The following is a 23,419-nucleotide window of genomic DNA, read 5'->3' on the forward strand; positions in this document are numbered from 1 at the left end:
CGGCTCCGTCCGGCCGGCCGTTCATCGGCTCACCTCATTCGACCGAGCGGAGGATATCCGGTGTCGACGTTAATGGGTTCGGTCCGCAGGTTCGTATTCGCCCCCTCGCTCGCCGAGGTCGGTTTCAGCGGCCGGCGTTTCCCGGTGACGCCCTCCGCGGCCACGGCCCGGTTGGAGATGATTCCGCAGGCGGTGGTGTGCGGATTCGAATGGGGAATCGAGGCGAAAGACCAGTGGGAGGTCGAACGCCGCCTCGGAATGGTGGACGCCGAATTGCGAGGGTTCGCCTACGAGGGCGCGACCATGGCCTTCACCATCCTGGACGCCATGGGGGGCGGCACCCGCACCCGCGACCTGCTGCTCGGGCCGGGGCAGCCGCACATCTTCCTCTCCTACATCGGCATCGGTTTCGCGATGGCCCGGTTGCCCCGGCCGCTGTGGAGGAAGGTCATGCCCGACCTCACCGGGTCGGCGTACTACCCGACGATGAGCTGGCTGGCGGTCGACGGGTACGGGTTCGACCTCGCCTACTTCCACACGGAGACCTGGGTGGACCGGCAGCGGATCCCCAAGCCCTACGCCTGGCAGGGGTCGGCCGACTACTTCCCGCGGGCGGTGGACCAGGGAATCGGCCGGGCCCTGTGGTTCATCCACGGCGGGCGGACGGCCGGCGTCGCGTCGGCGGTCCGCGGATTCGCCGCCCACCGCCACGCCGACCTGTGGAGCGGGGTGGGGCTGGCCGCCACGTTCGCCGGCGGCGCGGACCGGCCCGCCCTGGCGGCGCTGCGCCGGGAGGCCGGCGAGCACGCGCCGGAGCTGGCCCAGGGCTCCGTCTTCGCCGTCAAGGCGCGCGACCACGCCGGGTTCGTGCCCGGGCACACCGCCGCGGCCGTGGCCGCCCTCACCGACCTGTCCGTGGCGGACGCGGTGGCGCTCGCGGACGACTTCACCGCCGGCCCGCACGACTCCGCCCCGGTCCCGCAGTACGAGTTGTGGCGCCGGCGGGTGCGCGGCCGTTTCGCCGCGGAGCACTCGCTCCTCTGAGACCCGGATGATCGACGAGGGCGGCCGTTCGCGGGAACGGCCGCCCTCTTCGGCATTCCGGAAACACGGGCGCCGGAATGCGCACGCCTGAAGTGGGATCCCCTACGTCCCTTATGGAAGATTTATTACGAGAATTCCTGCAAGGGAGTGGAGACGCAATTGGCTGGCGCTCTGCGATCATTGAGACGACGCATTCTGACTCCGAGCGTTTCCGAAACGAAACTGGAGAACCGCGGTTTCCACGTCAAGGACCGGGAATCCAGGGAACTGCTCGAGACGATCGGCGAGGTCTTCCTCGCCGGCTATGCCCACGCGGTCGAGGCCCGTACCCCCGCCGAGGCGGAGGAGCGCCTGGAACAGGTGCCGAGGAGGTTCCGGGGCTTCGCCTACGAAGGCGCCGGGATGGGCTTCGGAGTCCTGGACGGCCTGCCGTTCGGCGGCTCGCGCAACGTCGAGGACTTCCTCCGGGGCCGTGGCGACGACCACCTCTACATGGTGTACGTCGGGATCGGCTGGGCGATGGCCCGGCTCCCCCGGTTCAGGTGGCCGGACAGCGAGGGCCTCGACCCGCTCCTGAAGTGGCTCGTGCACGACGGATACGGGTTCCACCAGGCGTACTTCCGCACCCGGCAGTACGTCCACCGGCACTACCGGGAGCCCCGCTTCCCCTGGCCGGCCCACGACCCGTCCTCCTACAGCGACCGGGCCATCGACCAGGGCATCGGGCGGGCGCTGTGGTTCGTCGGCGGGACGGACGTCGACCGGGTCGTCTCCCTGCTCGAGGGGTTCCCCGAGCCGCGGTGGGCCGACCTGTGGAGCGGCGTCGGGCTGGCCGCGACCTACGCGGGCGGAGCGCCCGAGGAGGAGTTGGTGAAGCTGCGCGAGCGCGCCGGCCGGCACCGTCCGCGACTGGCGCAGGGAAGCGTGTTCGCCGCCGAGGCCCGGGTCAGGGCGGGGCTGCTGGTGCCGCACAACGAGGTGGCCACCCAGGTCCTGTGCGGCACGACTCCCGAGCAGGCGGCCCGGATCAGCCGCGAGACCCGTCCCGACGCGGAGGGGGAGGGCGGTCTGCCGGCGTACGAGGTGTGGCGGCAGCGCATCGCCGATCAATTCGTATCTCTTGGAGGTGTCACCCCGTGACCACGACAGTCGGCTGGCTGCGCCGGCAGCTGCCGGGAATCGTCGCGCTCGTGCTGATGGCCACGATGTTCGTGGTCTCCCGGCCGAGCTTCGCTTCCGGCGAGGAGCGGACCGAGTCCGCGCAGCGGTACACGTTCACGCCGCTGAACGTCGCCCTTCCCGGTGGCTACCAGCAGCAGACGATCCGCAAGGTGAACAAGACCTACGAGAAGATCAGCGCCTGGATCTCCTCGGTCGGGGCCGCGGTCGCCATGAACGACCTCGACGCCGACGGGCTGGACAACGACCTGTGCATCGTGGACACGCGCATCGACCAGGTGGTGGTCACGCCGGCTCCCGGCGCGCGCGCCGACCGCTACCGGCCGTTCGCGCTCACACACGGCTCGCTGCCGATGGACAAGACGATGGCGCCCATGGGCTGCGTGCCCGCCGACCTCAACGAGGACGGCCGCATGGACCTCCTCGTCTACCTGTGGGGCCGCTCGCCGATCGTGCACCTGCAGAAGGCCGGGGCGGAGGAGCTGAGCGCGGCGGCGTTCCAGCCCGTCGAGCTGGTTCCGAACTCGGGCGGGGGCGAGTACGACGGCCCGGTCTGGAACAGCAACGTCGCCACCGTCGCCGACTTCGACGGGGACGGGCACCAGGACGTCTTCATCGGCAACTACTTCAAGGACGGCTCCCGCGTCCTGGACGACACGGCCGAGGGCGGTGTGGAGATGAACGACTCCATGTCCGCCGGCTTCAACGGCGGCCGGAACTACTTCTTCCGGTGGACGGGCGCGACCGAGACCTCGGTGAGCTTCCAGAAGCTGGACGACGTGCTGTCGGAGGAGGTCTCCCGGGGCTGGGAACTCGGTGCGACCGCGGTCGACCTCGACCGGGACCAGCTCCCCGAGCTGTTCCTGAACAACGACTTCGGCCCCGACCGGCTGCTGTACAACACCTCCACTCCCGGAAAGATCCGGTTCAAGCTGGTCGAGCAGAGCCGGGACGCCTGGACCCCCAAGTCCAAGACCCTGGGGCAGGACTCGTTCAAGGGCATGGGCTCCGACGCGGCCGACCTCGACCACGACGGCCTCTACGACTTCTTCGTCAGCAACATCACCACCCCCTTCGGCATCCAGGAGAGCAACTTCCATCTGATCTCCACCGCCGAGGACCGCGCCGACCTGCGCGAGCAGCTCCGCAGCGGGCGCGCGCCGTTCGCCGACCGCAGCGCCGAGCTGCGCACGGCCTGGTCCGGCTGGGGCTGGGACGTCAAGATCGAGGACTTCGACAACAGCGGCGAGCAGGCCATCGTGCAGGCGACGGGCTTCGTCAAGGGCTGGGTCAACCGCTGGGCGCAGCTGCAGGAGCTCGCCACGGCCAACGACATCGTCGTCCACGACGTCCGGTCGTGGCCGGTCGTCCAGGAGGGCGCGGACATCGCCGGCGACCAGACCCTGGCCTTCTTCGCCAAGCGGGCGGACGGCACCTACGCCAACCTGTCCGAGGAGCTCGGCCTGGCCGTGCCGATCCCCACGCGGGGCATCGCCACCGGTGACGCCGACGGGGACGGCCGGCTCGACTTCGCCGTCGCCAGGCAGTTCGGCCCGCCGGTGTTCTACCGGAACGTGAGCCCGGACACGGGCGCCTTCCTGGGGCTGCGGCTGTCCGACGAGTCGGGCTCCCCGGTGATCGGTGCCGAGGCGACCGTGACGACCGCGGACGGGCGCACGTTCCTGGGCCGGGTCGACGGCGGCAGCGGCCACTCCGGCAAGCGCGCCCACGCCGTGCACATCGGCCTCGGCAAGGGCGTCTCCGGCCCGCAGAAGGTGCACCTGACGTGGCGTGACCGCACGGGCCAGGTGCGCGAGCAGGATCTTCAGCTCACTCCCGGCTGGCACGCGCTCCAGCTCGGCTCGCAGGCGAAGGAGAAGTGACGATGGCCGAGCAGACCAAGGCGCCGGCGGCCCCCCCGAGGCACGACGCCAAGACCATCAAGGCACTGCGCAGGTTCGCGCTCTCTATCACGATCTTCAACATCCTCGGCTTCTCCTGGTGGGGGTTCGAGCAGGGCTTCGCCTGGCCCTTCGTGGCGCTGGCCACCGGCTACACGGTGGAGATCGTCCTGGAGGCGATCGGGGCGCGGGTCGAGGGGCGCGCGCCGAGGTTCCGAGGCGGCGGGTTCACCGGGCTGGTGAACTTCCTGCTCCCGGCGCACATCACCAGCATCGCGCTGAACATGCTGACCTACGTCAACGACCAGATCCTGGTGATGATGTTCGGCGTCACCGTGGCCGTGGGCGCCAAGTGGGTGCTGCGGGCCCCGGTGCGCGGGCGCCTGCGGCACTTCATGAACCCCTCCAACTTCGGCATCGCCGTCATCCTGATCCTGTTCCCCTGGGCCAGCATCGCCCCGCCGTACCACTTCAGCGAGCACGTCGGGAACCCGGTCGACTGGATCATCCCGCTGGTCATCATCTTCTTCGGCACCATGCTCAACGCCAAGCTGACCAACCGCATGTGGCTGATCGCCGCCTGGGTCGGCGGCTTCGCCCTCCAGGCCGTCGTCCGCGGCCTGATCATCGACGACATCTCGATCCTCGGCGGCCTGTCGATGATGACCGGCATCGCCTTCGTGCTGTTCACCAACTACATGATCACCGACCCCGGGACCAGTCCCTCCAAGCCGCTCTCGCAGGTCGCCTTCGGCGGCGGCGTGGCCGTCATGTACGGCGTGCTCACCGGCATGAACATCCCCTACGGCATCTTCTTCGCCACCGCCGCCGTCTGCCTGATCCGCGGCGGCTACCTGTGGGCGCTGGACATCTCCCTCAAGACCCGGGCCAGGGAGGCCGAGCAGGTCCAGCGGCAGGCGGCGCAGGCGCTGTCCGGGGTCCGGGAAGAGGGGGCCAAGGCATGACCCGGATCGCCATCGTGGGCATGGCGTGCGTCTACCCGGACGCCGCCTCGCCCAGGGAGCTGTGGGAGAACGCCGTCGCGGGACGGCGGGCCTTCCGCCGGCTGCCCGACGTCCGCATGCGGCTGGAGGACTACTGGGACGCCGACCCGGCCACCCCGGACCGCTTCTACGCGCGCAACGCCGCGGTCATCGAGGGGTACGAGTTCGACCGGCTCGCCTACAAGATCGCTGGAAGCACCTACCGCTCGACCGACCTCACGCACTGGCTGGCCCTCGACGTCGCGAGCCGGGCCCTGACCGACGCGGGCTTCCCCGAAGGGGAGGGCCTCCCGCGTGAGCGGACCGCGGCCGTCGTCGGCAACACGCTCACCGGGGAGTTCACCCGGGCCAACGTGCTCCGCCTGCGCTGGCCGTACGTGCGCAGGACCGTCGCCGCCGCCCTCAAGGCGGAGGGCTGGGACGACGACCGGCTGGCCGGCTTCCTGGCCGGCCTCGAGGACACGTACAAGAGCCCGTTCCCGGCCATCGACGAGGACACCCTGGCCGGCGGGCTGTCGAACACGATCGCCGGGCGCATCTGCAACCACTTCGACTTCAACGGCGGCGGCTACACGGTCGACGGCGCCTGCTCCTCGTCCCTGCTCGCGGTGACCACGGCCGTCAGAGGGCTGCTGGACGGCGACCTCGACGTGGCGATCGCCGGCGGAGTCGACCTGTCGATCGACCCGTTCGAGATCATCGGATTCGCCAAGACGGGCGCGCTGGCCAAGGGCGAGTTCAAGCTCTACGACCGGGGCTCCAACGGCTTCTGGCCCGGTGAGGGCTGCGGCATGGTCGTGCTGATGCGCGAGGAGGACGCCGTCAAGTCCGGCCGGAGGATCTACGCCACGGTCGCCGGCTGGGGCGTCGCCTCCGACGGCAGGGGCGGCATGACCCGTCCGGAGATCAGCGGGTACCAGCTGGCCATGCGCCGGGCCTACGAGAAGGCGGGCTTCGGCGTCGAGACCGTCCACCTGTTCGAGGGGCACGGCACCGGCACGGCCCTGGGCGACGCCACCGAGCTCAAGGCGCTCTCGAGCGCCCGGGCGACGGCGGATCCGGAGGCCGCGCCCGCGGCGATCACCTCCATCAAGGGGATGATCGGCCACACCAAGGCCGCGGCCGGGGTGGCAGGTCTGATCAAGACCGCGATGGCGGTCCACGAGCAGGTGCTCCCCCCCACCATCGGCTGTGTCGACCCGCACCCGGTGCTCATGGAGGAGGGGGCCTCGCTGCGGGTGCTGCGCAAGGCCGAGCCCTGGCCCGCCGGCGCGCCGGTCCGGGCCGCGGTCACCGCCATGGGCTTCGGCGGGATCAACACCCACGTCGTGCTGGAGAACCCGGGCTCGCGCCGGCGGGCCAGGTTCGGCACCCGGACCAAGGCGCTCGCCGCCTCCGCGCAGGACGCCGAGGTGCTGCTGGTGGACGGGGCCTCGCCGGACACCCTGCGCGAGCGGGTGCGGGAGCTGATCGACTTCGTGCCGAAGCTCTCCTACGCCCAGCTCGCCGACCTGGGCGCCACGCTCCAGCGTGAACTGCGGGGCCTGCCGTACCGGGCGGCCGTCGTGGCCGTGTCGCCGGAGGACGCCGTCAAGCAGCTGCAGGTCGTGCTGGACGCGCTGGAGGCGGGGGAGACCCGCCTGGTGCGGGCCGGCGGGCGCGCCTTCCTCGGCCACGCCGAGCGGGAGGGCAGGATCGGCTTCCTCTTCCCCGGCCAGGGTTCCGGCCGGGGCACCAGCGGCGGCGCGCTGCGCAGGCGGTTCGCCGAGGCGGAGGAGGTCTACCTCAAGGCGGCGCTTCCCGCCGACGGCGACATGGTGGACACCGCCGTCGCCCAGCCGCGCATCGTCACCGGGTCGATGGCCGGCCTGCGGGCGCTGAACCTGCTGAGCATCGAGGCCACGGTCGCGGTGGGCCACAGCCTGGGCGAGCTGTCGGCGCTGCACTGGGCCGAGGCGATGGACACCGAGACCCTGCTGCGGGTGGCCGGCGTGCGGGGCCGGGTCATGACCGAGCACAGCCGGCCCGGAACCATGGCGGGGCTCAGCGCGGCCCCCGGACCGGTGCTGGAGCTGATCGAGGACCTGCCCGTCGTGATCGCCGGTTACAACGGGCCCGAGCAGACCGTGATAGCGGGGCCGGCGGACGCGATCGAGACGGCGGGCGTGCGGGCGGCCGAGGCCGGGATCCGCTTCACCCGGCTGCCGGTCTCCCACGCCTTCCACTCGCCCCTGGTGGCGCCGGCGAGCAAGGTCTTCGGTGAGCACCTGGAGACCGAGGTGTTCGACCCGATCTCCCGCGACATCGTCTCCACCGTCACCGGGGAGATCCTGTCCCCGGACACCGACATCGCCGCGCTGCTCCAGCGCCAGATCACCGACCCGGTGCTGTTCACCCAGGCCGTGGAGCGCGCGGCCGCGCGGGTCGACCTGTTCGTCGAGGTCGGTCCCGGGTCCGTGCTCAGCCGCCTGGCCGCGGGGGTGAGCGACGTGCCGGCCATGGCGGTGGACACGGACTCGGAGTCGATCTCCGCGTTCCTGGGCGTGGTGGCCGCGGCGTACGTGATCGGAGCCCCCGTGGCCCACGAGGAGCTGTTCCACGGCCGGCTCGTCCGCCCGCTGGAGATCGGCGCCGAGTTCGCCTTCTTCGCCAGCCCCGCCGAGCAGGCGCCGCAGGTCCAGGTCCGCGGCGAGGCCGTCCGCACGGCGCAGCCGCAGGCCGCGCCCGAGGAGGCGGCGGCGGACGGGGAGTCCACCGTCGACCTGCTGCGCCGCCTGGCCGCCCAGCGGGCCGAGCTGCCGCTGGAGATGGTGCGCGAGGACAGCCGGCCCCTGGACGAGCTGCACCTGAGCTCGGTCACCGTGATGCACATCATCGACCAGGCCGCCCAGATCCTCGGCATCCCGGCGACCCACGTCCCGGCCAACGTGGCCACCGCGAACCTGCGTGAGCTGGCGGACGCCCTGGACGAGGTCATGCGGACCGGCACCGCGGGCGGCGCGGCCGCCGCTCCCCTGGTCGCCGGCGCCGCGGACTGGGCCCGGCCGTTCGTGCTCGATCTCGACGAGGTCCCGCTGGCCGCCCGGCCGGTGTCCAGGACCGGCGGGGAGTGGCGGTCCTACGGGACGTCCCCGATCGCCGAGGCGCTGCGCGGCGCGCTCGAACAGGACGGGACCGGGCCGGGCGTGCTGGTCTGCCTCCCCGAGGACTGCGCGGAGGAACACCTGGAGCAGGCCCTCCTCGCCGCCCAGGCGGTCGTCTCCGCCCCCGAGGGCACCCGGTTCGTGCTCGTGCAGCACGGCCGGGGCGCCGCCGGACTGGCCAAGACGCTGCACCTGGAGGCCCCGCACCTGCGCGTGACCATCGTGCACGTGCCGGCGGTCGCGGAGGCGGTCGGCTGGGTGGCCGCGGAGGTGGCGGCGACCGGCGACTACGCCGAGGTGCACTACGACGCCGCCGGGGTGCGGCGGGTCCCGACCCTGCGCGCGATGCCCGTACGGCCCGCGGAGACCACGGCCGCGCTGGAGACCGGCGACGTGCTGCTGGTGACGGGAGGAGGCAAGGGCATCACCGCCGAGTGCGCCATCGCGGTGGCCGCCGACAGCGGCGCCAAGCTGGCCGTCCTGGGCCGCTCCGACCCCGCCGGCGACTCCGAGCTGGCCGAGAACCTGCGGCGGATGGAGGACGCCGGGCTGGCGGTCCACTACGCCCGCGCCGACATCACCGATCCCGACCAGGTGAGGCGGGCGGTCGCCGAGGCGGAGGCGGCCCTCGGGCCCGTCACCGCGGTGCTGCACGGGGCGGGACGCAACGAGCCGGCCGGCCTGGCGAGCCTCGACATGGCCGCGTTCCGGCGCACCTTCGCCCCCAAGGTCGACGGGCTGCGCAACGTGCTGGCGGCGGTGGAGCCGGGCAGGCTGCGCCTGCTGGTCTCCTTCGGCAGCATCATCGGCCGCGCCGGGCTGCACGGCGAGGCGCACTACGCCACGGCCAACGAGTGGCTGGCCGACATCACCGCCGAGGTCGGCCGGGAGCACCCGGGCTGCCGGGCCATCTGCATGGAGTGGTCGGTCTGGTCCGAGGTGGGCATGGGCGAGCGGCTGTCGGTGGTGGACGGCCTGGTCCGCAAGGGCATCACGCCGATCACGCCGGAGCAGGGCGTGGAGATCATGCGGCGGCTGGTCGCCGATCCCGCCACCCCGCCGGTCGTGGTGATCAGCGGCCGCACCGAGGGCGTCAACACGGTCCGCTACGACCTGCCCGACCTGCCGCTGCTGCGGTTCGTCGACAAGCCGCTGATCCGCTACCACGGGGTGGAGCTGGTCTGCGAGGTCGAGATGAGCGGGGGCACGGACCTCTACCTCGCCGACCACCTGCTGGACGGCAACTACCTGTTCCCCGCCGTCTTCGGCATGGAGGCCATGGTGCAGGTCGGCGCCGCCGTCACGGGGCGCGAGGAGCTCCCCGTGATCGAGGGGGCGGAGTTCGCCCGGCCCATCATCGTGCCGGGTGACGACAGCGGGCGGATCAGGGTGGCCGCGACCGTCACGGACGACGACACCGTGGAGGTGGCGATCCGCAGCTCGGAGACCGGCTTCGAGGTCGACCACTTCCGCGCCCGGCTGCGCTACACCGGCCAGGCCGTGCCGGACGGGCCGCCGGACCAGGTGCCCGACGGGCTGCCGGCCGTCCCGCTGGACCCGGCCACGGAACTGTACGGGGAGGTCCTGTTCCAGGGACCGCGCTTCCACCGGCTGCGCCGCTACCACCGGGCCGCGGCCCGGCACGTCGACGCGGACGTCTCGGTGCGGGAGTCGTCGGACTGGTTCGCCGCGTTCCTGCCCGGCCGGCTGCTGCTGGCGGACCCGGGCATGCGCGACGCGCTGATGCACGGCAACCAGGTGTGCGTCCCGGACGCCACCCTGCTGCCCACCGGCATCGACAGGATCCATCCCGGACCTGCCGCGCCGGCGGCCGGCGGGGAGCTGCGCTTCACCGCCACGGAGCGGGAGCGCGTGGGCGACGCCTACGTCTACGACATCGCCGTGCGCACCGGCTCGGGCGAGGTCGTCGAGCGGTGGGAGGGCCTGCGGCTCCAGGCGGTCAGGAAGAAGGACGGCCGCGGCCCCTGGGCCGCCCCGCTGCTCGGGTCGTACCTGGAGCGGACGGTCGAGGAGCTGACCGGCCGCCGGGCGGCGATCGCCGTGGAACCGGGCTCCCCGGTGGGCGAGGTGGACAGCCTGGAGCTGGCGGGCCTGGTCGCGGGCCGGGCCCTCGGCAGGCCCGACGGCCTGCGGAGCGACGACGGCTGGACGATCGCCGTCACCCACGGCGCGGACCTGATGCTCGGCATCGCCGCCGAGTTCGCCGTCGGCGGCGCGCTGGAGCGGGTGGCCGAGCAGCCCGCCGAGCGGTGGAGCGAGCTGCTGGGCGACGGCATGGGACTCGCCCGGCAGGTCGTCAGGGAGAGCGGGGAGGGGCTGGACGCCGCCGCGTCCCGCGTGCGCGCGGCCCTGGCGGCGGCGGAGCACGCGGGCCTGCACGATCACGTGTCCCTGGCCCTCACCCGGGACGGCAGGGGCCCCTGGACGGTGTTCGCCTGCGGCCAGGCCCGCATCGCGACACTGGTCGCCTCCGTGTGGGGCGTCCCCGACCCCGTCGTCATCGCCATCTTCGTCGAAGGGCGGTCGTGAGACATGGGCAAGCACTTCGAGTACACGCACACGGTGGGGTTCGAGGAGACCAACATCGTGGGCAACGTCTACTACGTCAACTACCTGCGCTGGCAGGGACGCTGCCGCGAGATGTTCCTGAAGGAGCGGGCGCCGGAGGTGCTCGCCGATCTGCAGGACGACCTGAAGCTGTTCACACTGAAGGTCGACTGTGAGTTCTTCGCCGAGATCACGGCCTTCGACGAGCTCTCCATCCGGATGCGGCTGGTCGACCTGGCCCAGACCCAGCTGGAGTTCAGCTTCGACTACGTGCGTGTCAACCAGGACGGAACCGAGACGCTCGTCGCGCGCGGCCGCCAGCGGGTCGCCTGTATGCGGGGGCCCAACACCCGCACAGTGCCGGCGAGGGTTCCCGACGCGCTGGTCGCGGCGCTCGAACCGTACACGGCCTAGGAGGTCATCGTGACAGTCGACCACTCCATCCCGGTCAGAGACGTCTCCGACGCCAGATCGCTGCGGCGGGCTTTCAGCACCTTCGCCACGGGGGTCACCGTCGTGACCACCGGCACCCCGCCGCACGCGATGACCGCCAACTCGTTCACGTCGGTCTCACTCGACCCGCCGCTGGTGCTCGTCTGCGTCGACCGCGGGGCGGTCATGCACGAATGCCTCACCATGACACGCCACTTCGGAGTCTCGGTCCTGGCCTCCCACCAGGAGGCCATGGCCCGGCACTTCGCCGACCGCTGGCGGACCCTGGGCGCGGCCCAGTTCGACGGCGTCGCCTGGCAGCCGGGTGGGGCCACCGGCGTGCCGCTCATGGACGAGGCGCTGGCCCACTTCGAGTGCGAGCTGTGGCGCTCCTACGACGGCGGCGACCACACCGTCTTCATCGGCAGGGTGCTGTCCATGGACCAGTGGGCCGGCCGGGAGCCGCTGCTGGTCTTCCGGGGCGCCTTCCAGAAGGTCCGCCCGACGTGGGACGAGGTGCCCGGATGAGCGGACGGACCCCGCCCGGCCCTCCGCTCACGGCCGGTCCCGCGCTGTTCAGGCAGCTCGTGGCCGACCGGCTCGGCATGCTGACCACGGCCGCCGAGCGGTACGGCGACGCGGTCAAACTGACCATCGGTCCCAAGTCGCTCTACTTCTTCAACCATCCCGACCACGCCAAGCACGTCCTGGCCGACAACAGCGGCAACTACCACAAAGGACTCGGCCTGGCCGAGGCCAGGCAGGCCATCGGAGACGGGCTGCTGACCAGCGAGGGCGGGCTCTGGCGCAGGCAGCGGCAGACGGTCCAGCCCGTCTTCCAGAACCGGCGCATCGCCCGGCAGGCCGAGGCCATCGGCCGGGAAGCGGCCAAGCTGGTGGATCGGCTGCGGGCACGGGAGGGCGGCGGGCCCGTCGACGTGGCCCAGGAGATGACCGCACTCACCCTCGGCGTGCTGGGGCGCACCGTGCTCGACGCCGACCTGGACGCCTTCGCCTCGATCGGGCACTCCTTCGAGGCGGTGCAGGACCAGGCGATGTTCGACATGGTGTCGCTGAACAGGGTGCCGTCCTGGTTGCCGCTGCCCAAGCGGCTGCGCTTCCGCCGCGCGCTGCGGGACCTGCACCGGGTGGCCGACGACCTCGTCGCCCAGCGGTTCGGCGGTTACGACGGCGACGGGGACGACGTGGTCTCCCGGATCGTCGCCGCCAGCCGGGAGGACGGGTTGCAGCGGATCCGCGAAGAGCTGATCACGCTGCTGCTGGCCGGGCACGAGACGACGGCGAGCACGCTGTCATGGACCTTCCATCTCGTCGGCGAGCATCCGGAGGTCCGCGAGCGGCTGCACGCCGAGGCCGTCGCGGTGCTGGGCGACCGGCTCCCGGTCTACGAGGACCTGCACCGGCTGAAGTACACCGCGATGGTGCTGGAGGAGGTCATGCGGCTCTACCCGCCGGTGTGGGCCCTGCCCCGCCGGGCGGTGGCCGACGACGAGGTCGGCGGGTACCGCGTCCCGGCCGGCGCGGACGTCATGATCAGTCCTTACACCCTGCACCGGCACCCGCGTTTCTGGGACGAGCCCGACCGGTTCGTCCCCGAGCGGTTCGATCCCGACGCTCCGGCGGGCCGGCCGCGGTACGCCTACATCCCGTTCGGCGCGGGCCCCCGCTTCTGCGTCGGGAACCACCTCGGGATGATGGAGGCCGCCTTCGTCGTCGCCATGGTCTTCCGAGACCTGCGGCTGACCGCGGTGCCGGGGCACCGGGCGGTTCCGGAGCCGATGCTGTCGCTCCGGATCCGGGGCGGGCTGCCGATGACCGTGAGCCCGGTGACGGTGCGCCGCCCCGAGGCGGTCCCGGCCCGATGAGCTCAAATGACCGCCCGGGCCCCGGCCCGGGCGGTCATTTCACGTTCCCAGCAGTTCGCGCAGGGCCAGCAGGGCCGGCGGGTGCAGCGGGGTCATCGGGCGCAGGCGCACGTCCACCCATTCCGTCGCCGAGTGGGGCCTGATGGATATGGGACCGCTGAATCCGACGTACAGCGAGCTGTCACCGCCCGGGGGGTGGTCGAACGCGTCCTCCCGTCCGGCCTCGACGGACTGCGTCATCAGATACCAGTCCCCCGGCGGGAGATCGGTCAGCTCGAACGGGCCGGGACCGTCGACCACCGTGTAACGGACGGGGCGCCCCTCGAGGAGCCGGCCGGGGAACAGGCCGGCGAAGACGGGCCGCTCCAGCGGTGAGGAGATCTCGCCCACGATCCGGGTGGAGGAGATGCCCGGGATGTCGTGCCGGTGTCCGATCAGCGACCAGGGGACCGCGCTCTCCAGCTGGCGGTACTTGATGGGGGAGACGCCCACGCTGTGGGTGAACCGCGTGCTGAAGGTGCCCACGCTGGAGTAGCCGATCCGGTGGCTGATCTCGGTGACGGCGGAGGAGGTCGTCACGAGCAGCCGCTTGGCCTCCTGGATGCGCAGGGCCGAGAGGAACCGGCCGGGCGACAGGCCCGTCACGCGCTGGAAGATCCGGGAGAAGTGGAACTTGCTGAACATCGCCGTCCGTGCGAGGTCGTCCACGGTCAGCGGTTCTCCGAGTTCGTCCTGCATGGCGAGAATGGCGCGCAGGACGGATCTCTCGTTCTCCATTTCCCCTCCCCGAGAATGGATTGCGGGAGCACTCGGTGATGATCAGTCAAGGCGTACTTGACTCCTGCACGGGAAGATAGCACCGAGAGAGGGGAAATCTACGATTATCTTGCGATTCTCGGGTATGGCCGGAAAAAATGCGGGAGAGGAATAGGGGTCATAGGGGTTTCCCCTGCGAGACGGAATATCTGAAAGATTGCCGGAAGTCTGCAGGAACCAATACAAGTAAAGCAAGCGGCGAGATGCGGGCGTTCCGCCGCCGGCCGGACGATGAGGTCGGACCGAGCCGGACTTGACATGAGGAATGCATATGCGGTCGCCTGCCCCGGACGAACACCAGACCAGGACGACGACTCTCGAGGCGTTCGCCGACACGATCCTCCCGGGGGAGAAGCGGTTCCCCGGTGACCGGGCCGTCGCCGGCGTCTCCCCCGGCGGAGGGGCGGTGGCGGCGGGCGCCGTCGAGCTCCTCGAGTGGGACGCGACCGGCGTCACCGGCGGCTTGGACGACTTCGCCCGCCTGCTGAACGAGCACGCCCGTACCTACGCGGCCGAGAAGGGCCGCTCCGCCGAGGAGCCCGCCTTCGTGGCGCTCTCCTTCGACGAACGCACCGACCTGGTGCGCAGGCTGACCTCGCCCGGCCATCCGGAGAAGGCCATGTGGGTCAGCCTGGCGCTCTTCAGCTACATGGCCTACGACTCGGCCGCTCACCTGGACACCGCCGAGGCGCTCGCGGCAGGCCATCCCGGCCTCACCGCGATGGGCATCGCCAAGCCGGACACGGACGGACTGTGGCGCTTCCGGAAGTTCTCGTACGGCAGAGCGCTGGCGACCCCGCACCCGAACACGACGCCCTCAGGGAGCCCCGCATGAGCCACGAACGCACCGACGTCCTGGTCGTAGGCAGCGGATTCGGCGGTGCGATCACCGCCTACCACCTGGCCGCGGGCGGGGCCAAGGTCGTGGTCCTCGAACGCGGCCCCTGGCTGACCGGCGCCGACTTCGAGCACAACTTCAAGCTCGGCTCGTCGTACACGCGCGCCTTCGACTTCGTCGTGGGCGACGGCATGAGCATCCTGGGCGGCAACTGCGTGGGCGGCGGCAGCGTGGTCTACTTCGCCGCCATGCCGCGGGCGCCGCGCTTCGTCTTCGAGCGCCGCGGCAGCATCGGCAGACGGATGTGGCCGGCCTCCATCGACCGCGACACCCTCGACCCCTGGTACGACCGGGTCGCGGAGTCGATCTCCATCACGCAGCAGGACTGGGACGACGTCTCCTACGCCGGCGGGCTGTGGGCGGCCGCCTGCGACCACGCGGGCCGTACGGCGAACCCCGTCCCGGCCGCCGTCGACACCGGCGCGTGCACCAACTGCAACTGGATGATGGCGGGCTGCCGGTTCGACGCCAAGCAGTCGCTGCTGGTGAACTACCTGCCGGCCGCGCTGGCGCACGGCGCCGAGATCAGGCCGCTGCACGAGGTGCAGTCCATCTCGCGGACGGACGAGGGCCACTACCGGGTCCACTACAGCCTCGTCGACGACGAGGACTACAGGATCACCACGGGCGAGGGGACGATCGAGGCCAAGATCGTCGTACTGGCCGCGGGAGCCGGCGCCACCCCCGTCATCCTCCAGCGCAGCGCCGCGGCGCTGGGAGGGATGCCCCACGCCGTGGGCCGCTACTTCTCCGGCAACGGGGAGAGGCTCAACACCGCCGTCCTCAACGAGGACCGGGTGCGCGAGGTGCTCGGCCTCAGCCGCGACGACGGCCTGGCGTACGCCGCCAACCAGATCGGCAAGGGGCCGACCGTGGCGAACTGGGACCGGCTGGACGGCTCCCTGCCGGAGTACACCCGCTTCTCGCTGGAGCAGCTCTACTTCCCGCCCGGCCTGGGCACGATCCTGGCGCAGGTGGCGGACGGGGCGGGGATGACCTGGTTCGGTCCCCGCAAGAAGGAGATGCTCGAGGCCTGGCAGTCATGGCTGATCATCTTCCAGATGACCGAGGACGACAACGAGGGCGTCTTCGGCCCGCCGCCGGTGCGCGGGAACGCCGACCGGATCTCCCAGCAGATGCTGGGCGTCGGCCGGCTGCGCTACCAGCCGACCGAGAACACGTGGCGGGGATGGCACCTCGCCGACGCCGAGGTGAAGGACATCCTGGAGCGCGACGGCCTGGCCACGGTGACGCCGTGGACCAACGACCTGATCGGCGCCTACACCGTGCACCCGCTGGCCTCCTGCCGCATCGGGGACGACCCCGCGACCTCCGCCCTCGACGACCGGCACGAGTTGCGCGGCCACCCGGGGATCTTCGTCACCGACGGCTCCGCCGTGCCGGCGGGCCTGACCGTCAATCCGGCCATGACCATCGCCGCGCTGGCCGAGCGCGCCGTACCGGGCATCGTGGAGGCCGCCCGCGCCCGTGGGGTCGACGTCGCGTACGGGGCTCCCGCGCCGGACGGGGGCACCGGCGGGCGGCGGGGCGTGGCCGGCCTCCTCCCCAGCCTCGCGAGGGGCTAGGGGGCGGGGCGATGGGACGGATGCTCACCCGGGCGTCGTTGCCCGGCGTGCTGGCGCAGGTCCGGCATGTCACCCCGGTGCGGCCGGACGCCGCACCGGAGCCGGTGGCACGGGTGTACGCCCAGCTCGAGCGCGACTTCGGGATGCCGGCGCCGCCCGTGATCCTGCACTCGCCCGCGCCCGACCTGCTCGCCGCCTCCTGGATCATGCTGCGCGAGTCGATGCTCGCGGAGGGGACGGTCGGCAGGGCGACCAAGGAGGCGGTCGCCTCGGCGGTGTCGCTCGACAACCGCTGCCCGTACTGCGTCGACGTGCACGGGACCGTGCTGCGCGGTCTGACGGGGGGCAGGTGCACGGCGGAGGAACTGGAGAACCTGCCCGACCCCGTCATGCGCAGGATCGCCGCCTGGGCGCGTTCGCGGCGGACGCAGGAGACCTCATGGCGTCCCGACGCGGAGCTGGTGGCGGTCGCGTTCACGTTCCACTACCTGAACCGCATGGTCAACGTGTTCCTGGCCGGCTCCCCGGTGCCGCCGCGGCTGCCGGGGTCCCTGCGCCGCGTGTTCATGGGGCTGTTCGGGCTGATCATGAGTTCGGCGGCCCGCCGCCCCGCGGCGCCGGGCGGGTCGCTGAGCCTGCTGCCACCGGCGGACCTGCCCGCGGATCTCTCCTGGGCGCGCGAGGAGCCCGTTCTCGCCGAGGCGTTCGGCCGGGCCGCCACGGCCATCGAGGCGGCTGGAAGCCTCTCGGTGCCCAGAGCCGTCCGTGAACTCGTGACGGCGCACCTGGCCGGCTGGGACGGCGGACCCGCCGGTCTCAGCCGGGCGTGGGTGACGGACGCGGTGCGGCTCCTCGCTCCCGTGCACCGCCCCGCGGGACGGCTGGCCCTGCTGACGGCCGTGGCCGCCTACCAGGTGGACGACCAGGTCGTCGAGGAGTTCCGGAAGCAGCGGCCGGGCGATCGCGCCCTGATCGAACTGACCTCGTGGGCCGCGTTCGCCGCGGCGCGGAGAGCGGTGGTTCCCGGACTCTCACCAACCCCTAGCAAGAGGAGGACGCTATGACATCCCTGGACGAGGTCCTGCGGGATCTGACCGCGGAGGGCGAGGTGCTGGACCGGCTGGTCTCGGGGCTCGGCCCCGAGCAGTGGCAGCTGCACACACCCGCCCCGGGGTGGACGGTCGCCGACCAGATCGCGCACCTGACCTTCATCTTCACGCTGGCGAAGACGGCGGCCTCCGACGCCGACGCCTTCCAGGCCCTGGTGGCCGGCGCCAAGAACGACTTCGACGGCGCGGTCAACGCCGCGCTCAAGCTCTACCAGAACGACACGCCGGAAGTCCTGCTGGGCAAGTGGCGGGCCGAACGGGAGGCGGTCGTCGAGGCGCTGGCCGCCGTGCCCGAGGGCCAGACCGTGCCGTGGCTGGTGAACCCGCTGCCGCCGGTCATCCTCGCCTGTGCCGGCATCATGGAGCAGTTCGCGCACGGACAGGACATCGCCGACGCCGTGGGCGCCCGGCTCGAGCGGACGGACAGGATCAAGCACCTGGTGCTCTTCGCCGTCCTGACGCGTGACTTCGGTTACCTGGCGCGCGGACTGACGCCGCCGGCCACCGAGTTCCGTTTCGAGATCACCGGTCCCTCCGGTGAGCTGTGGGCCTTCGGGCCGGAGGACTCGCCCCAGCGGGTGACCGGCCCCGCCGAGGACTTCTGCCTGCTGGTGACGAGGCGGCGCCACCGCGACGACCTGGCCGTCACGGCCTCCGGCGAGGAGGCGGACCACTGGCTGTCCATCGCCCAGGCGTACCGGGGCCCGGCCGGGGCCGGGCGGACCCCCGGCCAGTTCGCCCCCGTCCCCGCCTGAAGCGGATTCCCCGTCAAGCCCCCGGTGTCTCCACCGGGGGCTTGACGCGTGTGCACGGGGGATCGCTTCCGCGGGCCCGCGCCCGGCGCGGTCCCGGGCCCCGAAGCGCCCCGGGTGCGGGCCCGCACGTCCCTCGGTGCGAGGGGAGGGACCGGGCGGCCCCGCCCCTCCCCGGCCGTGGCAGGAACCTGATCCGGGACGGCAGCATGCTGTTTCCGGTCTCCCTGGAGGACGGGGGGAAGGGAACGCATCATTGACGTGTGAGAAAGAAACCGCAGAGCGGGAAAAGAATCGCCGAAAGGCCGTGACGGCGGTTTCCGGATGACCGGTCGGATCGCCGTGCTCCTGCCCGGGCGGATGGAGATCCGTCCCGGCGCGTCCGGCCAGGAAACGTTCACCTCCAGGATCCCCCGCGGACGCATTCCGGTAATTCTCACAATCATGTCAGGACGGTCAGGTGAAGAAGGGACGCAGTGATGACGGTCGCCACCCTCGAGGTTCCACCGGCTTCTCCCCGTGTGACCGGAATCCGCAGTGTCACGGTCATCGGCAGCGGCGTCATCGGGACCTCGGTCGCGCTCGCCGTGCGGCGGTCCGGCGCCGAGGTGGCCCTGATCGACGCGGACGCGGACGCCGTGGCCGAGGCGGAGCGGATGGGGGCAGGGGTCCGGTTCACGCCGGACACCCCTCCGGCCGACGTCGTCGTCATCGCGACCCCGCCGTCCTCGGTGGCCCGGGTGCTGCGCGAGGCCCAGGAACGCGGCCTCGGCGCGGTGTACACCGATGTGGCGAGCACGAAGGGGGTGATCGTGGCGGAGGCGGCGCGCGCCGGCTGCGACCTCACCACCTATGTACCCGGACATCCGATGGCCGGGCGCGAGCTGTCCGGCCCGGCGGCGGCTCGGGCCGACATGTTCGCCGGCCGCCCGTGGGTGCTGTGCCCGGGCCCGGGCACGCCGTGGGAGGCCGTCCGGCCGGTCGTCGAGCTCGCCGAGGCATGCCGGGCGACGGTGCGCCTGCTGCCCTCGAGGAGGCACGACCGGATCGTCGCCGCCGTCTCGCACACGCCGCACCTGGTCTCCGCGGCGCTGGCGGCCCGGTTCGCGGAAGCGGAGGAGACGGTGCTCTCCCTGGCGGGGAAAGGGCTGAGGGACACCACGCGGATAGCGGCCGGCCTGCCGGAACTGTGGTGCGACATCCTGGAGCAGAACGCGGAGCCGGTCGCCGTCGTGCTGGACGAGGTGGTGCGGGACCTGACCGCCGCCGCGGCGGCGCTCCGGAGCGGTGGCACCGATGTCCTGAAGGACCTTCTGGTCAGAGGGAACCGGGGCCGCCACCGCGTCGTCGACGCCTTCCCCGCGGCCGAGAGCGCTTTTTGAAAGAAGCCGCCGCGCGACCGGCACGGAGAGAATGTTCTGGCTGTCGGTGTTCCTTCCCCGCCGCAGATGCGACTTCCAGTGCCGGGTCAGACGAGCAGAGAGGGAGTGAACCGTGGCCGGCGACGTGCAGATCAGGGCGGGTCGGCGTGAATGGTCCGCCCTGGTGGTGCTCGCGCTGCCCACGCTCCTCGTCTCCATCGACATCTTCGTGCTGCTGCTGGCCCTGCCGTCCATCAGCGCGGAGCTGGAGGCGGGCGGCACCCAGCAGCTGTGGCTGGTGGACGTCTACGGCTTCATGGTCGCGGGTCTCCTCGTCACGATGGGGAACCTGGGCGACCGGATCGGCCACCGCAGGCTTCTCCTGATCGGCGTGGCCGCCTTCGGCGTCGCCTCGGTCGCGGCGGCCTACTCGACCGGCCCGGAGACGCTCATCGCGGCCCGCGCGCTGCTGGGCGTCGCGGGCGCCGCGCTGGGCCCGACGACCCTGGCGCTGATCAGCAACATGTTCCGTGACGAGAAGGAGCGCGGGCTCGCCATCAGCGTGTGGGCCGCGTGCTTCTCCATCGGCGCCATCGTCGGGCCCGTGATCGGCGGCGTCATGCTGGAGCACTTCTGGTGGGGCTCGGTCTTCCTCCTGGCGGTCCCGCCGATGGCGATCACCTTGGTGCTGGCTCCCCTCCTGCTGCCGGAGTCCACGGGCGAGCGGGGAGGGCGGGTCGACCTCGGCAGCGTGGCGCTGTCGCTGCTGGCGGTCCTGCCCTTCGTCTACGGCGTCAAGGAACTGGCCAGGCACGGCTGGCGGACCGGTCCCGCCCTGGCCCTGGCGGTCGGCGTGTTCTTCGCCGTGCGCTTCCTGCGCCGGCAGCGCCGGCTGGCCGATCCGCTGCTGGACCTGAGCCTGTTCAGGAGCGGGGCGTTCAACACCGCGCTGGTCAGCATGTTCTTCTACACCATGCTCACCGGCACGACGATGATGTTCATCACCCAGTTCTTCCCGTCGGTCGCGGGGATGTCCCCGATGGAGGCGGGGCTGGGCCTGCTGCCCGGTCTGGCCCTCGGCATCCTCAGCCTCATGGCCGCGCCGGTGCTGAGCACGAGGGTGCCGCCCTTCCGGCTCGTCGCGGGAGGGCTGCTGCTCACGGTGGCCGGTCTGGCCATGGTCGCCCTCAGCGACGGCGCCGCCGGACTGGTCGCCGGCTTCGCCGTCTGGTGCGTGGGGGGCGGACCCCTGCTGACCCTGGGCACCGGACTGGTCGTCGGCTCGGTCCCGCCGGAGAAGTCCGGGACGGCTTCCGCGCTGTCGCAGATAAGCAATGAGTTCGGTTACGCCGTCGGCATCGCCACCGTCGGCACGGTCGGCACCGTCGTCTACCGGGCGCGGCTGCCGCACGACATGCCGGCGCAGGTGGCCGAACCGGTGCGGGAGAGCCTGGCCAGGGCCGTGGCCGCGGCCGAGGGCCTTCCAGGCGGGGCCGGCGGGGACCTGGCGGCCTCGGCCCGGGCGGCGTTCACCGACGGGCTCCACGCCGTGGCGGCCGTCGGCGCGGTCCTCCTGCTCGGTGTGGCGCTCCTCAACGCACGAACGACAAAGCTTCCCGTCCCGGGACAGGCCCTCGCGCCTCGACCGGTGGCGGGGGATCCCCCGACAGCAGACCTGCAGGCCTGACCACGATCTGGCATCCGATGGCCAGGAAGGCGTGCACACGAAAGAAAGGAAGAAACCCATGCCGCAGTTCGCGATGATCCTGTACACCCCGACCCCCGGCGACTGGGAGAGCGCGCCGCCGGAGGAGATGGAGGCGCACGAGACCTACGCCGCCAAGGTCGACGAGATCGGCGTCAAGCCCGTCACCGGTTACGCGCTGCACCCCAGCACGCAGGGCAAGTCCGTCTCCCGGGACGGCGGCGTGAAGGACGGCGCGTTCGTGGACGGTCCGTACGTGATCGGCGGATTCGCCGTCCTCGAGGCGAACGACATCGACCACGCCATGGAGATGGCCAAGCACAACCCGGCGACCTGGCGCGGCGGTGTGGAGATCAGGCCCCTCATGGGCGAGTGAGGCCGGGTCTGCGCGGTCGCCCGTACGCGGTCGCGCGGACCCGCAGCCCGTTCCGGACGCCGTCTGGCTGTGGCGAGGCGGCGTCCTTCGCCGTGTGCCCGGGGCCGCGACGGGGACGGTCACGACGCAGCGGGGACGGTCACGACGCGGCGAGGGCGGTCACGACGCGACGGGGACGGTCACGACGCGGCGAGGGCGGCAGGGACGCGGTACGCGTCCCTGCCGCCCTCGTTCATGCCCGCAAGCGATCATGGTCCAGGTTTCCGGGACCGGTCATCCGGACGACGACACGGCCACCGGCTCCGCGGCCGCGGCCGGCTCCGCCGTACGCGCCGCCCGCCGAGACCGGACGAAGCGCATCACGGGCTTCTCGACCAGCGTGTACATCAGCCACGCCACGGCCAGCGAGGCGAGGAAGAGCAGGGCCACGATGCCGAGCGCGGCGGGGGTGTCCCAGCTGCCGCCGCCCAGCAGCATGTGCCCGTAGTTCAGGACGAGCAGGTGGCACATGTAGAAGGCGAAGGAGATCTCGCCGAGCCAGACCATGGGGCGACCGGCCAGCCAGGTGCGCCTGCCCGCCAGGTCGGCGCGGGCGCCGGTGGCGATGGTCATGCCCAGCGGCACCACCATGGCCGCCACCTGCGGATACGTCAGCGGGAGGTACGGCGCCACGAAGAAGACCACGGCCGTCACGAGCAGCCAGGCGCCCAGGTTCAGCGGGACCTTCCTGCCGGTCAGGACGATCCGGGCCAGGATCATGCCGAAGACGAACTCCAGCAGGCGGACGGGCGGGAACTTGGAGGTGAACCAGAACTCCAGGTACGGGGAGCGGGTCAGCGGGTCCCACGGCCCGTCGGCGAACAGCAGCGGTGCGACCAGCGGAACGGTGAAGATCACCCCGACCACGACTCCCGCCCAGCGCCAGAGCCGCTCGGGCCGGATGCGGCCGACGGCGAGCCAGAGCAGAGGGAACAGGAGGTAGAAGAAGGCCTCGTTGGACAGCGACCACGAGACGGAGTTGAAGGCGGTCCAGATCTCCATCTGCGGGAAGAACGAGTGGACCAGCAGCGCGTTGAGGACGCCCGCCGTGAGGTCGAGGGGCATCTGGGAGACTCCGCCGAGCAGGACGGTCGCGGCGACGAGAGTCAGCAGGTGGTTCGGATAGATCTTGAAGAACCGCCGGAGCCAGAATCCTCGTGTGCTCTGCCCGGGCCGTACCGACCACGTCAGCACGAACCCGCTGAGGATGAAGAAGAAGCTGACGCCCATGAAGCCCGTCTGCCACAGGAGCATGGCGGTCTCCCCCGGGGCGGGGAACATCTGCAGCGACCTGTCCGCGAATATCGGGGTCAGCAGTACGTGGACGGCGAACACGGTGAACGCGGCGACGAATCGCATCCCGGTGAGGGAGGGCAGTCGTGATGGCGCGTGTCCGGAGTGGTGGTCGGTGAATCCGGAAGGCGGCATGGCGTGGTCCTCTCTGGAGGTCCTCTCTGAATCGGAGACGAAGCCAGGTTCGCGTTTTCGGAGAGGCCACGCGTATTCCATTTTGCGGTGTTGCCGTCCTGACCGGGGACCGCATTCCTGAAGGTGTGGGGCGCTCAGGAGGGAAAGCACGATGGCCCGTGTAGCAGTCCAGGCGGAGTCTCGCCGTGCACG

Annotated in this window: 17 protein-coding genes; 15 read left to right on the plus strand and 2 right to left on the minus strand. The window is 71.7% G+C overall.

The genetic code is table 11. The features are described 5' to 3' along the window. Positions 1-60: 60 nt before the first annotated feature. The 8 genes from ACFOWE_RS02600 to ACFOWE_RS02635 all read left to right on the plus strand — a co-directional run bounded on the left by ACFOWE_RS02600 (position 61) and on the right by ACFOWE_RS02635 (position 13,157). Entirely contained in the window at positions 61-1,044 is a 984-nt protein-coding gene (locus ACFOWE_RS02600; RefSeq protein WP_377285117.1) for a DUF1702 family protein, read from the plus strand. Positions 1,045-1,224: 180 nt separating this feature from the next. Then, positions 1,225-2,184 carry a DUF1702 family protein gene (locus ACFOWE_RS02605; protein WP_377285118.1) on the plus strand — a complete coding sequence of 320 codons (960 nt, stop codon included), beginning with the start codon at positions 1,225-1,227 and terminating at the stop codon, positions 2,182-2,184. After that, the gene (locus ACFOWE_RS02610) at positions 2,181-4,106 is read left to right on the plus strand and encodes a CRTAC1 family protein (protein ID WP_377285119.1); all 1,926 of its coding nucleotides are present in this window, start codon (positions 2,181-2,183) and stop codon (positions 4,104-4,106) included. The genes ACFOWE_RS02605 and ACFOWE_RS02610 overlap by 4 nt, the downstream gene beginning before the upstream one ends. 2 nt (positions 4,107-4,108) lie before the next feature. After that, a complete protein-coding gene (locus tag ACFOWE_RS02615; protein WP_377285120.1) occupies positions 4,109-5,089 on the plus strand; it encodes an enediyne biosynthesis protein in 981 nt (326 codons plus the stop codon). Continuing rightward, entirely contained in the window at positions 5,086-10,821 is a 5,736-nt protein-coding gene (locus tag ACFOWE_RS02620; protein ID WP_377285121.1) for a type I polyketide synthase, read from the plus strand. The genes ACFOWE_RS02615 and ACFOWE_RS02620 overlap by 4 nt, the downstream gene beginning before the upstream one ends. Before the next feature lie 3 nt (positions 10,822-10,824). Further along, on the plus strand, positions 10,825-11,253 hold the full coding sequence (locus tag ACFOWE_RS02625; RefSeq protein WP_377285122.1) for an acyl-CoA thioesterase: 429 nt from the start codon (positions 10,825-10,827) through the stop codon (positions 11,251-11,253). Between the two features lie 9 nt (positions 11,254-11,262). Beyond that, positions 11,263-11,799, plus strand: a complete 537-nt coding sequence (locus tag ACFOWE_RS02630) for a flavin reductase family protein (protein WP_377285123.1) — start codon at positions 11,263-11,265, stop codon at positions 11,797-11,799. Then, on the plus strand, positions 11,796-13,157 hold the full coding sequence (locus tag ACFOWE_RS02635) for a cytochrome P450 (protein WP_377285124.1): 1,362 nt from the start codon (positions 11,796-11,798) through the stop codon (positions 13,155-13,157). Before ACFOWE_RS02630 ends, ACFOWE_RS02635 begins: the two co-directional genes overlap by 4 nt. Before the next feature lie 39 nt (positions 13,158-13,196). Here ACFOWE_RS02635 and ACFOWE_RS02640 read toward each other — a convergent pair whose 3' ends face one another. Continuing rightward, the gene (locus ACFOWE_RS02640; protein WP_377285125.1) at positions 13,197-13,934 is read right to left on the minus strand and encodes a helix-turn-helix domain-containing protein; all 738 of its coding nucleotides are present in this window, start codon (positions 13,932-13,934) and stop codon (positions 13,197-13,199) included. 310 nt (positions 13,935-14,244) lie between these two features. Between ACFOWE_RS02640 and ACFOWE_RS02645 the strand changes: the two genes are divergently transcribed. From ACFOWE_RS02645 to ACFOWE_RS02675, 7 genes are all read left to right on the plus strand, one after another. After that, a complete protein-coding gene (locus ACFOWE_RS02645) occupies positions 14,245-14,808 on the plus strand; it encodes a DUF5987 family protein (protein ID WP_377285126.1) in 564 nt (187 codons plus the stop codon). Then, positions 14,805-16,457 (plus strand): FAD-dependent oxidoreductase, encoded by a 1,653-nt coding sequence (locus ACFOWE_RS02650; RefSeq protein ID WP_377285127.1) that lies wholly within the window; start codon positions 14,805-14,807, stop codon positions 16,455-16,457. Before ACFOWE_RS02645 ends, ACFOWE_RS02650 begins: the two co-directional genes overlap by 4 nt. A gap of 11 nt (positions 16,458-16,468) precedes the next feature. Then, positions 16,469-17,521, plus strand: a complete 1,053-nt coding sequence (locus ACFOWE_RS02655; RefSeq protein WP_377285128.1) for a carboxymuconolactone decarboxylase family protein — start codon at positions 16,469-16,471, stop codon at positions 17,519-17,521. Beyond that, positions 17,518-18,321, plus strand: a complete 804-nt coding sequence (locus tag ACFOWE_RS02660; RefSeq protein WP_377285129.1) for a TIGR03084 family metal-binding protein — start codon at positions 17,518-17,520, stop codon at positions 18,319-18,321. Before ACFOWE_RS02655 ends, ACFOWE_RS02660 begins: the two co-directional genes overlap by 4 nt. A gap of 476 nt (positions 18,322-18,797) precedes the next feature. Next, positions 18,798-19,700: a prephenate dehydrogenase gene (locus ACFOWE_RS02665; protein ID WP_377285130.1), complete on the plus strand. Its 903-nt coding sequence runs from the start codon at positions 18,798-18,800 to the stop codon at positions 19,698-19,700. Between the two features lie 112 nt (positions 19,701-19,812). Continuing rightward, the gene (locus ACFOWE_RS02670) at positions 19,813-21,366 is read left to right on the plus strand and encodes an MFS transporter (RefSeq protein ID WP_377285131.1); all 1,554 of its coding nucleotides are present in this window, start codon (positions 19,813-19,815) and stop codon (positions 21,364-21,366) included. A 58-nt stretch (positions 21,367-21,424) separates the two neighbouring features. Beyond that, positions 21,425-21,760, plus strand: a complete 336-nt coding sequence (locus ACFOWE_RS02675; protein ID WP_377285132.1) for a YciI family protein — start codon at positions 21,425-21,427, stop codon at positions 21,758-21,760. Between the two features lie 273 nt (positions 21,761-22,033). Here the strand turns inward: ACFOWE_RS02675 and ACFOWE_RS02680 are convergent, their stop codons facing one another. Then, a complete protein-coding gene (locus tag ACFOWE_RS02680; protein ID WP_377285133.1) occupies positions 22,034-23,227 on the minus strand; it encodes an acyltransferase family protein in 1,194 nt (397 codons plus the stop codon). Positions 23,228-23,419: the final 192 nt, after the last annotated feature.

This window comes from Planomonospora corallina, from assembly GCF_042650625.1.
Lineage (GTDB): Bacteria > Actinomycetota > Actinomycetes > Streptosporangiales > Streptosporangiaceae > Planomonospora_B > Planomonospora_B corallina.

What these genes read in the sequence shown, in the direction of transcription:
- ACFOWE_RS02615 (WP_377285120.1), top strand. Translation starts at nt 4,109, where the DNA reads ATGGCCGAGCAGACCAAGGCGCCGGCGGCCCCCCCGAGGCACGACGCC.
- ACFOWE_RS02660 (WP_377285129.1), top strand. Translation starts at nt 17,518, where the DNA reads ATGACATCCCTGGACGAGGTCCTGCGGGATCTGACCGCGGAGGGCGAG.
- ACFOWE_RS02675 (WP_377285132.1), top strand. Translation starts at nt 21,425, where the DNA reads ATGCCGCAGTTCGCGATGATCCTGTACACCCCGACCCCCGGCGACTGG.
- ACFOWE_RS02640 (WP_377285125.1), bottom strand. Translation starts at nt 13,934, where the DNA reads ATGGAGAACGAGAGATCCGTCCTGCGCGCCATTCTCGCCATGCAGGAC.
- ACFOWE_RS02680 (WP_377285133.1), bottom strand. Translation starts at nt 23,227, where the DNA reads ATGCCGCCTTCCGGATTCACCGACCACCACTCCGGACACGCGCCATCA.
- ACFOWE_RS02645 (WP_377285126.1), top strand. Translation starts at nt 14,245, where the DNA reads ATGCGGTCGCCTGCCCCGGACGAACACCAGACCAGGACGACGACTCTC.
- ACFOWE_RS02655 (WP_377285128.1), top strand. Translation starts at nt 16,469, where the DNA reads ATGGGACGGATGCTCACCCGGGCGTCGTTGCCCGGCGTGCTGGCGCAG.
- ACFOWE_RS02665 (WP_377285130.1), top strand. Translation starts at nt 18,798, where the DNA reads ATGACGGTCGCCACCCTCGAGGTTCCACCGGCTTCTCCCCGTGTGACC.
- ACFOWE_RS02625 (WP_377285122.1), top strand. Translation starts at nt 10,825, where the DNA reads ATGGGCAAGCACTTCGAGTACACGCACACGGTGGGGTTCGAGGAGACC.
- ACFOWE_RS02650 (WP_377285127.1), top strand. Translation starts at nt 14,805, where the DNA reads ATGAGCCACGAACGCACCGACGTCCTGGTCGTAGGCAGCGGATTCGGC.
- ACFOWE_RS02635 (WP_377285124.1), top strand. Translation starts at nt 11,796, where the DNA reads ATGAGCGGACGGACCCCGCCCGGCCCTCCGCTCACGGCCGGTCCCGCG.
- ACFOWE_RS02620 (WP_377285121.1), top strand. Translation starts at nt 5,086, where the DNA reads ATGACCCGGATCGCCATCGTGGGCATGGCGTGCGTCTACCCGGACGCC.